Origin of the sequence: Colwellia sp. BRX8-4 (genome assembly GCF_014077345.1) — a bacterium.
Lineage (GTDB): Bacteria > Pseudomonadota > Gammaproteobacteria > Enterobacterales > Alteromonadaceae > Colwellia_A.
Genome location: NZ_JACGVS010000006.1, coordinates 37,612 through 50,328, shown reverse-complemented (window position 1 = coordinate 50,328; position 12,717 = coordinate 37,612). Strand labels below are relative to the sequence as shown.

Below are 12,717 nucleotides of genomic sequence, written 5' to 3'. Positions count from 1 at the left end.
AAAGATTATGTCAGATAGTAGTACCCAAAATGCTTTGTATTCAGATATGACTGTTTTATGTGTTGATGATGAACGAATTATACTCAGGACTTTGCAACGTTTATTTCACCGCAAGTCATATAATGTCATTATTGCTAATAGTGCTATAAACGCACTAGAGATTTTAGAGAAAACGCCCGTAGACATCGTTGTTTCTGATATGAGAATGCCTGAAATGGACGGCGCAGCGTTATTAGAAATAGTGGCTAATTCACACCCAGATACTTATCGAATAGTATTAAGTGGTTATGCTGATTTTGAATCAACCGTGGCAGCAATTAATTTAGGTAAAATCAATCGTTTTATTAATAAACCCTGGAATAATGATGAGCTAATTAATGCTGTTGAAGAAGGTTTGGAGATCACCCATTTAAAAAAGGAAAACCATAATTTAAAACGTAAAATTGAAAAGAAAAATAAATTACTTAAAAGTTTAAATCATGACTTAGAAGGAAAAGTAAATTTACGCACCAAACAAATTAGAACGTCATTAACAAGAAATGAACAAGACAATAAAGCCTGTGAGAAAATGTTATTTAACTTCATTGCGATCAGTCCTGATCTTAATGCTGATTTTGCGAAAAATGTAGCACAATTAGCCGGCCGATTAGGAGAAAAGCTCTGTCTAGATAAAGAAGCATTGCATGATATTCGCTTATCAGGTTTTCTCAACGAAATTGGATTGTTAGGGTTTGATTCAACCATTGTTTGTACCCCCTTTGATTTACTCAATTTCGAACAAAAAAAGATTTTTTTGACTCAGGGAGATATTGCTCAACAAATACTTTCACCAGCGCAACGTTTAAATGGTGTAAAAGCAATACTAACCTATCAATTTCATTCACTAGCAGAACTAAAAAATAAAGTTAATAGTAAAACATTGCTTGCCTGTAAAATAATAAGTGTTGCAAGAGATTATTGGCGATTTTCTTGCGGTAAGATTGATGTTAAAAGGCTAGATCATAAGCAAGTACTGGTCGCGTTAAATAAATCGAAAGGTATGAAATATGCCAAAGAAGTTTTAGATATATTAATGGCCAACCCCGAATTAGTTATAGATAATATTTCTGAACAGGGCTTAACGACACGACAACTTTTACCCGACATGGTATTAAAACATGGTTTATTTTCTGCAAATAACTTACTTATTCTAGCTGAAGGTCATGAATTTACCGAACACACAATTAATAAGTTGATTGAATACGAGATTAATCAAAAACACCAATTTACGATTGTTATTGAACCGTTATCATTATCATAATTTAAGGAAATTAACATGCAAGGTTCTATATTCACCACATTTTCCGAAATGGTCATTGAAAAAATGGGCATGTCGGTATGGAATGAGTTGTTAGATAAAGTAAAACCAAATTCTGAAGGTATTTATACTAACGGTATGCAGTATGAAGACTCCGAAATAATGGCTTTTGTTGCTGAACTATCGACATTAACCCAAGTTGATCCGCCCACGTTAGTTCGCACCTTTGGTGAATATTTATTTATTCATTTATTTAATAGTAGCCCTGCTAACTTATCACATATTGATAATTTAAAAGATTTTCTCATTTGTATTGACGGTGTTATTCACAAGGAAGTCAAGCGTGTTTATCCTGATTCTTACTTACCCAGTTTTAAATACGATGAAAAACCTAATGGCGATTTAATTATGTTTTATCAATCTAAGCGCAAGTTGTGCCATCTTTCTGAAGGATTGATTGCGGGTGCTGCTCAACACTTTGAACAAGCTATTGTAATTGAACACCCTGAATGCATGCATGATGGAGCCGAAAAATGTAAATTAGTAATATCTTTCAAGGATTAATATGACTGAAGAAGACGCGTATAAAACAGCCTATATCCGCGAAAAAAAGGCACGACAGTTGGCAGAAAAGCTACTTGAAGATAAAACACGACAATTATACGATAATGTTTTAAATCTTGAAGGGGTTGTTGCTGAATTAAAAACAACTCAAGCACAACTTATCCAGTCAGAAAAGATGTCTTCACTGGGACAACTTACGGCTGGTATTGCGCATGAAATTAATAATCCTATTGCTTACTCATACAGCAACCTCTTTTATTTATCTGAAAACATTACTGAATTTTTTAAACTCGACAAAATTATACAAGATAATTTACCTCTCAAAGATAACGTTGACTCAATGTTGCAACAATATCAAAGTATGCGTAAAGAAATTGATGCTGACTATTTAATAACTGACATCCCTTCTCTTTTAGCCGATACCATTGAAGGAGTAGAGCGAGTAAAAAAGATAGTTAAAAATTTAAAGAAAATATCTTATAAAGGAGATGAAGCCTTTACCGCTTTTAGTATTAATGACTGTATTAAAGAATGCATAAAAGTATCTGCTAATGAAATAAAATACTCTATGACCATTAATCTTGAGCTTTCCGATTGTGGTGACGTTATGGGGCAGCCATATGATTTAAATCAGGTCTTTATTAACTTATTTATGAATGCTTCACATGCTTGCTCAACCAATGGGATATTGACTATTACAACAACCCAAGAGCAAGATAACGTCATTATTTACGTGCAAGATAATGGTAGAGGAATAAGTGAAGAAAATATCTTAAAAATATTTGATCCTTTTTATACCAGCAAACCTGTTGGTGAAGGTACGGGTTTAGGTTTGCCTATTTCACATGGCATCATTGAAAAGCATCACGGTACAATTACAGTTACGAGTGAGGTAGGTGTTGGTACATGTTTTAAAATACGCCTACCGCTTGCAAACCCACCGATTAACTAACACGCGAAACTTTTTTACCTAAACCAACTCTTTAACTATAAGGCGTTGGTTTAGTTTACTTTATTTACTAACCTAAACATGAATCTTTGTATCTTATAATATTTATCAACGTCAGTTCGCATTTTGCAAAAAAACCAAAAAAAAATCATCATTTATACCTATATAAAACCTTTTACTCGCTGCTAGCCTATTGGTAGAGGGGGTTATCAATAATGGAGTAGTTATTGCAGGTTACTTAGTTAAGTACTTTTCATAGGTAGAGAAGTTGATTAACCCATTTGCAGTAAGGGGACATTTATGTCCAATAAAACATTAGTACTCAGCATTGCCCTAAATGGTTACCAGTTAATGTATAACAAAGAACTAGCAACACACAAAAACTATGCAATAAAGCAAGGATACTACCATCAAGCGGTAACTCGGCCTTATATTTCTAAATTAGGCGTAGAGTGCTGTTGGCTTAAATTAACGCTAATACGAACAGCTTTACTCTCAGGATATGACACCGTTTTATTTTTAGATGCTGATACAGTGGTAAATGACAATTGCCCCGCTTTAAAAACAATAGTAGAAGATAAAAAATATATTTATATGGCAAAAGGATATTCTAATCGCTTTAATTCAGGAGTTCTCATTGCCTTGAATAATAAACAAACCATTGAATGGCTGACCAGTATTATTGATTCCAGACTTGCTCGCATACAAAAAATAAACAAGGTTGGCTGGGGTGAAAACGGTCATGTCATAGAATTAAGTAAAGGGGTGGATTTTATAAAAGAGCTCGAACAAAAATGGAATAATACCTTTGACTATGACTTAAGTGACTATATTAGACACAGCAATTGTGGTCCTATGCGCACCAGCATTATTAATAATCTATTTCATAAAATTGTTTTCTCTCTCTCTGCCCGCATACTAGCCTTTGTTAATAGAAAACAACTAACGTCAGTTAAAGCATGTAATGAAGACGACCTGTCGCGTGAAACAAATATTATCTTATCGCTTTATCCCAAATTAGTCTGTTGTTAGTATTTTAAGATATATTGCAAAATGATAATTTAATTTTTTATTTTGCAATTTAGTACTTCTCTTTTTTTGAACAAACAGCCCGCGACACAATAAAATCATTATAAAACAGCAAGATAAAATAAAAATCCAAGTTGGCACAACTTAAGCACTGTACACGTTAACTGATAATAATTTAGGTTAGCTGAAATGATAAAAACTAAATTTTCACTACAAACAATAACTCAATCGTCTACAGACTACGATGCTACTAAGCATCAATACTCTGGCAACATTGTCGATAAGCCTATAGCCCTGATCCTTATCTTAATACTGCTTCCCTGTTTCCTGTTAAATATAACCTTGGCGATAACGACAAGAAGAAACTTATTTTCAAAACAATATAAGACTGATGCCTTAAGCAGAAAGCTAACATTACACCGCTTTAGTTGTGGTCTTTGGGTAAAAACTGCAGTTTTGTTTGATATTTGTTTAGGTAAGATTTCTTTTTGCGGTATTCCCTTGACTCATCGACTTTCACCCGACATACAGTTTTGTGTGCTTAACAAAACTAACTGTAAAGCAGGAATTTTTAGTCTTTATGACTTGCACCTTAAAACAGGTTTAACGGTGATGACGCCCGAACAACTACTTGAACAACAACTCAATGGTAATTTAGCTGATTATCTAGCGCTGATGAGCAAAAGTTTTATCTCGATTATTATTTATGGCCAAAAAATTAAAAGACTTAAAGAATCTAAGTACTTATCTTTATTTGGTTTAGATGTTAACAATACTTCAATGGCGGAAGCTGTTGAATGGATAACATCTAGTGATATACCTGCAAGTAAAACAAAAATAGGTTTTTTTATTAATGCGCACTCCATTAATTTGTCGATTAGCAATCCAGCCTTCTTTAATCAGCTAACAAAAGCCGATGCATTGTTCGCTGATGGCTCTGGTATGAGATTAGCAGCAAAAAAAGCAGGATTCTTGCTTAATGGCAACAATAACGGAACAGATATGTTACCTCATCTTTGTAAAAACTGTGTTGAAAGTAGTCAATCTTTATATTTCTTTGGTGCTAAGCCAGGGATTGCAGATCAAGCAGCAAATGAATTAAGCGCTCAATTTCCAGGACTACAAATTGCAGGTACCGAACATGGTTATAACGGCACTGAGAGTACCCAAAAAATTATCACCGCAATAAATGATAGTGGTTGTGATGTTTTATTAGTTGCCATGGGTTCACCTATACAAGAACAATGGTTACTCGAGCACAGAGACCAATTACGATGTAAAACAGCATTAGCCGTAGGTGGGCTATTTGATTTTTATTCTGGCAATATTTCACGTTCACCGATGTGGTTAAGAGAAATGGGGATGGAGTGGATTTGGCGCTTAATGCAAGAACCTCGTGAAAAATTTAATCGTTATGTTATTGGTAACCCACTTTTTTTATATAGAACCTTTTTACTTGGCTTAGTAAATACCGGAGCAAAATAATGACTATTCAAATATTAAATAAAATTAAAAATCAGGCGTTATTGACTAAAACGCGCAAAGCTATTGTTATAAATTACCAACACAAAGGCATTCCAGTTATTTTACAGCAAAGTATTGCGCTACTTGCCTTAATACTGATTAGCCCAGTACTTCTAATTGTGATGATTTTAATTAAAACAGAAAGTCTGGGTGGTGCATTGTTTTCTCAAACTAGAGTGGGTGAAAATGGTCGACATTTTAAAATGTATAAATTTAGATCAATGTATTTAAAATCTGACCCACATTTTAAAGAACCAGACCCATCGCAAAGCTCGCGTGAAGGTGTTTGTAAGAAGTACATTAATGACCCTAGAATTACCAAAATTGGCCAATTTATTAGAAAGTATTCTATTGATGAGTTACCACAATTATTTAATATTGTTAGAGGGGATATGTGTTTAGTCGGTCCAAGACCCGCATTATCAATTGAAACTTATGAATATGATAACTTTATCCAACCAAGATTATTTACTAAGCCTGGATTAACCGGTTTATGGCAAGTATCTGGCCGCGCAGACACTAATTTTGAAGAACAATTACAGTTAGACAAATCTTACATTAAGCAACAAAGTTTTTTAATGGACTGTAAAATAATAGCCTTGACCATTCCCGCGGTATTAATGGCGAAAGGTGCTTATTAGTTGAAACAACCTATAATATTTAGCTAAAGTATAAATGGCTAAAAAAACAGTAAAGTGAATTGATTAACGCATAATCAATTCACTTTTTTTATTTTTTATCAGCAAAATATCCATATATTTGTATATAAAGGCTTTTGCAAAATAGATATAGCCCATTGCAAATTGCAAAATCATCTTTTTACCTGCCTAGCAAAAACCAAAAAACCCTATAAAATACAAGAGGTAAAATAAAAATTACCAGTTGGTACGTTAAGTGCAATAACGGTGTAGAGAGTTAAAATCGTTATGGAGAATTCAATGTCGTTTCACCCAGCTAAAAGTTACAAAATAATGCCAGCGCTTATCGCACTTATTGGAATTTTAGTTTTACAGGGTTGTGCTAAGCACTCATCCGTAGATATTGATAAGTCTGCACTTAGATTTTATGGTACGCCCGCTGACAATGGTGATGACTTTATTCATGAGCAAGCACCTAAAACGCTATTTTCAGATGGATTAAATTGCAGTCAGTTTCAAGATATGGGCGCAGCCCTAAATTATAGAACAGACAAGCCATTAAATTTACATTCATCAAACATGAAAGCTTCAGCAGAGAATGACCCTATTCTTGCGCAAGGTTTATTATTAAGTCCCGGGGATTTAGTTGAAGTACTTATTGAAGATGGTGAAGGTTTTAATGGTCGTTATATTGTTGATAACGCGGGATATGTAAAACTACCTATTATAGGTGTTATTTCAGCAGGTGGTGCGACAACCAATAAGTTAGAAACCAAAATTGAATTAGCCTTAATTAGAGCAGAAATATTTCAACCCGCCAGTGCTAGCGTGACCATACACGTATTAAATTGGTCATCAATTGAGGTGTCTGTTGCAGGTGCGGTTTTTCAGCCTGGTACGGTATTAATTAATAAGAAACCAAATGGTATTCAAAATGCAGAACATTTAGATGCATTTGGTGATTATTCAACAACGCGATTATTGTCTGAAGCGATCAGAGCAGCTTCAGGTATTCGACCTGATGCAAAATTAGATCAAATAATTTTACTGCGTAAAGGCTGGCAGGTTCAAATAGATATGACAGGAATGCTCTCTGGAGAATTAGTTAAGGATTACCCATTAGTGGCAGGTGACCGCGTTATCGTACCTAGTACCGGTTGTTTTCAAGCACACTTAGTTAGACCTAGTTTAATTACGCCTAAGGGATTTCGTGTTTTTATGTCTAATCTCATTGATTCAGCCGGAGATAATGCGAGTGCAGCCGTGGGGCGATATTCAACTAGCCTGCCTTATGGTACACGCTTATTACAAGCGGCGGTTTCTGCTAATTGTGTCGGTGGTAAAGATTGGACCAATGCGCCACGTCGAGTAGTTCTTGCGAGTAAAAATCCAATTACCGGTGAAACACAAGTTATTGAGCGCTCGGTAGAAGCGTTAATGACGACACCGAATCAAGGCAATATTAACCCTTACTTAATGCCTAATGATGCTGTTGCCTGTTACGACTCAGATATTACTAACTTTCGTGATATCGCCAAGACAGTTGTCGACATCCTGCTTCCTATTAAATTGTTATAAGTGAATTATGAAATATCCTATTGTAACGTTAACGTCATTTGGCCTATTCAGAGCAAGAACATACTCAGTGTTAAAACGCCCTTATTTAGTGGTTGGTTTAGCTTGTTATTTAGTTGTTGCACTGCTTATTATGCTTTATTTGAATAAGGCTCCGTCATTTACCAGTGATATGGAAATGGTCTTACCTGGAACCGGTAGCAGTAACAGTGTATCACTGGATAATGTCGGCCAAGTTGTTTCACAAACAAATACCCCTTTTTCTGGTGGTGGCTTTAACCCACGTGTTAATTATAAAGAGATGCTATCAAGCCGAGGTGTTAGGGGGCGTGCTGCTAAGAAACTAAATATTTCGCTTGATGAACTTGGTCAACCAAGAATTAAGCTCACCGAGCAAACCTCTATTATTTCATTGGCGATGAGTGCTGGTAGCTCAAAATTAGCACAAGAAAAAACCTTTGCCATCTATGAATCTTTACAAGACGAGTTGAGTAATCTTCGCGCCGATGAAGTGTTACGACGAGACCGGAGTATTAACCATGTTCTTGACCAGTACCGGGAAAGAATGAATATAACCCGTAATGCTATTGTTGATTTTCAACAGCGATCCATTGTGGTTTCAACCGATCAAATGAACCAATTGGTTAAAACCTTATCCGGTGTCAAAGAAAAACGACTTTATGTCAAAGCTGAAACAAGGCAATTACAAGAGTATATTTATCAATTAAGTGAAGAGCTTGGGGTTTCACCCAAATTAGCAGGACAAGCATTCGCCCTGCAATCAGACGTTGAATTTAGAGCTTATATTACCGAATTAAAGGAAAGTATTACTCAACTCACCGAATACAGCTCTCGATGGGGGGTTAATCACCCAAAAGTGAAAGCACAACAAAAAAGATTAAACTTTACCCGAATTGCGATAAACCAGAGAAGCAGCGAAATGTACGGTGTTAATTCAAGTGAGATATTCAATTCCTTAAATTTGGATTTGAACCCAAAACGGGCTGAGTTATTCGCTGACTTAATTGCCGCTTATGCAAAACAAAAAGGCCAAGATTCAATGTTTGCTGATTTAGGGCGTTCTGTTGAACATCTTGGTGACCAATTAAAGGTCTACTCTAGAGAAATAGTGGAATTAGAGCGGTTACAAAGAGAATTTAACATGGCAGAAGCTATTTTTACCTCAGCAGCCGCAAGATTAGAAGCGAGTAAAGCAGACATTTTTGCCTCGTATCCGGTATTACAAATGCTAACAACCCCTTCTTACCCAATGAAACAAGGTAGTCCTAAAAATATTATTGCCTTTGTTGGTGCTGTAGCTGGGTTTTTATTCATTACCTTTGGCTTATTCGTTTTATCGCAACGCAACAAGTTAATTCAAGTTTTACTCAAGAAAAACTAATTTGGCTAATAGAAGTTAACCCTATCAATGCTTAATCGCCTTGATAGAGGGTTAACTTTAGCCTTGTCTTAGACTTCTCCTTATTTTATCAACCCTATTCCCCGTATTGTGTAGGTTAAATCTGTAAATAATAATGGTCTTTTATAAAAAATAATTAATTGCAAAATGAAAATCCTATTTTTATTTTGCAATTCAAAGATAACACTCGCCTCAAGAAAAGAAAATAAAACCCATAACTTCAACAACTTAAAATAAAAATAGGATTGGCACAGTTTTAGCAATGAGTAGGTTATCAACAATTTATTAATGATTAATACAATACCGGCTAAAGATAATAATACTTTTAGATTAAGCCTTTATTCATCCATTTGGACAAATTAACTTATGGCTTCACAGCATCCCACTGCAACTTCTACCGAAGAAAAGCTAGTTTGGTTTGGGTTAACACTTACCTATCCATTCTTCGCATTCGGTGGTCTTTATGTTATGGGCTCAGTAATAGGTTGGATGATCTTTATTGTGGTTTTATTACGTTGGTATGTAAACGGCAAAGACAAAAATGCAGTGATACCTGCCATTGTTTGGTTATGGATCCTCGGTGGCTTTTTTATGTTAGTCGCGCTACTCATTGGTCATTCAAATTGGGACTTGGGACTAGCGAAAACCATCAAGTCTTCGATTGGTTGGGCAAAAGGATGGGCACTGATGCCGCTATTTTTATTTATTGGTGCCTTTGTTGATATTAAACCGCAATTAGTCGTTAGAGCCATATGCGTTGTTTCATTTCATTCGTTAGTTTTTGCCGGTGTGACTGTTGTTCTTTATATGGTTGGTGCCCCTGGTGATTTATTTATATCACCGCTACAAGTGATTGGCGGACCCGGTGAAAGCTTCTTCACGGTAAGTTTATTTGGTTTAAACCCTGAAACTGGTGGTGGCCGTTGGAGGTTTTTTACTCCTTGGGCACCTGCAGCAGGATTTATGGCATGTATATTTTTAATTTTTACAAGCCAAGAGAAAGAACCTTTTTGGAGAAACTCAGGTTTAGCCGGCAGTTTCATCATGTGTTTACTCTCACAATCACGTGCTGGTTGGGTTATTTATATCGCTTTAGCGCCGCTATGCTTTTTCAGTAAACATTTTAAAAATCCACTGCTTATTATACTTTTTGGCTTGTTCATTCCAACCATTTTATTACTAGGCGAGCCGTTATTTAATTTTATCACTAACAGCTACGAAGACATTAAAGCTTCGCGCCCTGATTCAACACGAGTACGTAATACGCTAGAAGTACTGGCGTTGCAACGTTGGGAGTCAGAGGCTCCAATTTGGGGACATGGCATTGTTGAGAAAGGACCAAAAATCGTTGAAGGAATGCCTATAGGTTCACACCACAGCTGGTATGGACTGTTATTTGTCAAAGGCATAGTAGGACTTTTAGCATTAGCTATACCTTTAACGTTTACCTGTATCTATTTATTTTGGCATAGCCTTAAAAGCGAGATTTGTTATACCGCGGCGCTGATGGCAATCGTTTTTATCTGTTACTCATTTTTTGAAAATCTAGAAATATTAAGTTTTATTTATTGGCCAGCACTTTTATGGATAGGCATTGCCCTTAATCCACTAAAATCAGGAGAAAGACATGTTTAAGAAATACGATGCTTATTTAGTAGGCTATTACGGCATGCAAAATAGCGGCGATGATGCGCTGATGTATGCATCGGCCTGGGCGGCTCAACACATTATTGGTTGTGAAAATACCTTAGTCGGTTTGTACGGCGATTATTGCAGAGAAACACAAACGGATCATCAACTACCGCTCAAGTTTAACCAGCAATTTCCTGGGCAAAATAGGTTATTGCATTATAAAGCTGCACTTCAAAGTAAACGTATTATTTTTGGTGGTGGCTCGGTTTTACACAGTGAAACAGATATAAACCTTAAAAGACAATTAATGTCTTTATCAAGTCCTAAAAATAGCTTAGCAGTAGGCGTAGGAATTGGCCCGTTTAATACAACCGCAGCAGAAAAAGCATGTGCAAAATTTTTAAATGAATGTGGTTATATTGGCGTCAGAGACAGTGAAAGTTTAGACATTGCTCAAAGTATTGCCCCTAATGCTAACGTTAATAAAACCTTTGATTTGGCACCATTACTGCTGTGTTCAGATAAATATAAACCTGAAAAAGTCGAACGTAAAGGCATTGCACTGTCACTATGCTCTGTTGCTATTAATGCGATGGGCAAAACAAATAAAGGTGCTGAACAGCAAAGGTTTCATCAATTTACTCAGTTAATAACACAGTTATACGCCCAAACAGGTGAACCTATTACCTTAATTGAGTTTAACGGACATGGCTCATTAGGCGATTGGAAAATCAACAATAATATTATTGCTCGTTTAAACAAAACGGTGCCCGTAACGATAGAAAAATACCAAGCAGATCCCATTAAATTACTCGAAAAACTGGGCACTTATAAAGCTATTGTTAGTATGCGTTTACATGGTTCTATTTTAGGTTATTTAGCTAACACACCCGTGCTGTCAGTTAATTATCACAGTAAATGTAAAGGTTGGTGTGAGGAGATTGGCCTAGCACAAGACTATCAAATAGATTTATTTAATCTCAATATTAAATCGATTGTTAACCAAATAGTAAAAGGTTTATCAACAAATTTTATACCACCAACGTTATCAGTTGATAGCGCTTTAAAAAATTCTTTATCTAACTGGAGTGATCAAAATGAAAAATATAAAATTTACTGTAATTATTCCGCTGTTTAACAAAGCCGAACATATTTTAAGAACACTTAACAGTGTCGCATGGCAGAAATACCCCGCTGCTGAAATTATTGTTATTGATGATGGCTCTACCGATGATGGCGCCTTAATTGTAAAAAATGCCAATATGGAAAATGTAAAACTCATCCAACAACAAAATCAAGGCGTGTCTGCCGCTCGTAATAATGGTGTTGCGTTAGCAAGCCATGAATACATTGCATTTTTAGATGCGGACGACCAATGGTTACCCTTATTTTTAGATGAGATAGCTCGCTTAATTGTTAGATTCCCGCAAGCAAAGTTTTTTGGAACACGCTACCAAATTGTCGAATCTGAGCATAACTATATCGATGCAAAAATAAAACTAAAAAACATCGACCCAGAGGGCGTGATATTAGCTGATTATTTTGATATCGCTTCTCAAGGAGACCTACCTTTCACTATGTCTTCTATGGTCATTCAACGGTCATTATTTAACGACATTGGTGGTTTTCCTCTGAATGAACCTATAGGTGAGGATCAAGATTTATTCTGTCGGGTTGCGTTAAATACAGATATAGCTTATTCACCAAATATTCATTCTCTTTATCATAAAGATGCACAAAACCAAGCGAGTAAAAATAATATTCCTTCCACAGAGTGTGGTTTTAGTATTCGGATAACAGAGCAAGCATCTCGGTTTAAAGGTAATAAAAGCTCAGCCAATATGCTTAAATATAGTGCAACACATTTATGTCACTTGGCAAAACTCAATATTGGTGACGGCCATTTTACCCAGGCGAGGACATTATTATCAGACCCTCGTTGTAAACTAAAACCTAAACACTTAGTGGGACTTTATGGATTGTCATGGATAAAGCAAACAGAACAATGGTTAGTCAATGGTTTTCAATATAAACAGTTATAACGGTTAACCAGATGAACGCCAAAAGCCGCATCTCAATAGAGCAGCGG

The 12,717-nt window shown here is 35.8% G+C and carries 11 protein-coding genes; all 11 read left to right on the top strand.

Annotation, left to right across the window (positions count from 1 at the left end; translation table 11 throughout):
* Window positions 1-7 precede the first annotated feature (7 nt).
* The 11 genes from H4J56_RS06965 to H4J56_RS06915 all read left to right on the top strand — a co-directional run bounded on the left by H4J56_RS06965 (window position 8) and on the right by H4J56_RS06915 (window position 12,670).
* The gene (locus H4J56_RS06965; protein WP_182259082.1) at window positions 8-1,300 is read left to right on the top strand and encodes a response regulator; all 1,293 of its coding nucleotides are present in this window, start codon (window positions 8-10) and stop codon (window positions 1,298-1,300) included.
* A 15-nt stretch (window positions 1,301-1,315) separates the two neighbouring features.
* A complete protein-coding gene (locus H4J56_RS06960; RefSeq protein ID WP_182217053.1) occupies window positions 1,316-1,861 on the top strand; it encodes a heme NO-binding domain-containing protein in 546 nt (181 codons plus the stop codon).
* A gap of 1 nt (window position 1,862) precedes the next feature.
* Window positions 1,863-2,813 carry an ATP-binding protein gene (locus H4J56_RS19895; protein ID WP_182217051.1) on the top strand — a complete coding sequence of 317 codons (951 nt, stop codon included), beginning with the start codon at window positions 1,863-1,865 and terminating at the stop codon, window positions 2,811-2,813.
* 297 nt (window positions 2,814-3,110) lie between these two features.
* Complete coding sequence (locus tag H4J56_RS06950) at window positions 3,111-3,842, top strand: hypothetical protein (RefSeq protein WP_182217050.1); 732 nt, start codon at window positions 3,111-3,113, stop codon at window positions 3,840-3,842.
* Between the two features lie 186 nt (window positions 3,843-4,028).
* Window positions 4,029-5,324: a WecB/TagA/CpsF family glycosyltransferase gene (locus tag H4J56_RS06945; protein ID WP_182217048.1), complete on the top strand. Its 1,296-nt coding sequence runs from the start codon at window positions 4,029-4,031 to the stop codon at window positions 5,322-5,324.
* A complete protein-coding gene (locus H4J56_RS06940) occupies window positions 5,324-6,004 on the top strand; it encodes a sugar transferase (RefSeq protein ID WP_182231046.1) in 681 nt (226 codons plus the stop codon). Before H4J56_RS06945 ends, H4J56_RS06940 begins: the two co-directional genes overlap by 1 nt.
* A gap of 297 nt (window positions 6,005-6,301) precedes the next feature.
* Window positions 6,302-7,579, top strand: a complete 1,278-nt coding sequence (locus tag H4J56_RS06935; RefSeq protein WP_182250823.1) for a polysaccharide biosynthesis/export family protein — start codon at window positions 6,302-6,304, stop codon at window positions 7,577-7,579.
* Window positions 7,580-7,586: 7 nt separating this feature from the next.
* Complete coding sequence (locus H4J56_RS06930; RefSeq protein WP_182259081.1) at window positions 7,587-8,978, top strand: hypothetical protein; 1,392 nt, start codon at window positions 7,587-7,589, stop codon at window positions 8,976-8,978.
* 384 nt (window positions 8,979-9,362) lie between these two features.
* Window positions 9,363-10,631: an O-antigen ligase gene (locus H4J56_RS06925; protein ID WP_182250825.1), complete on the top strand. Its 1,269-nt coding sequence runs from the start codon at window positions 9,363-9,365 to the stop codon at window positions 10,629-10,631.
* Entirely contained in the window at window positions 10,624-11,766 is a 1,143-nt protein-coding gene (locus H4J56_RS06920) for a polysaccharide pyruvyl transferase family protein (RefSeq protein WP_182250826.1), read from the top strand. Before H4J56_RS06925 ends, H4J56_RS06920 begins: the two co-directional genes overlap by 8 nt.
* On the top strand, window positions 11,726-12,670 hold the full coding sequence (locus H4J56_RS06915) for a glycosyltransferase family A protein (RefSeq protein ID WP_182218489.1): 945 nt from the start codon (window positions 11,726-11,728) through the stop codon (window positions 12,668-12,670). The genes H4J56_RS06920 and H4J56_RS06915 overlap by 41 nt, the downstream gene beginning before the upstream one ends.
* Window positions 12,671-12,717 lie beyond the last annotated feature (47 nt).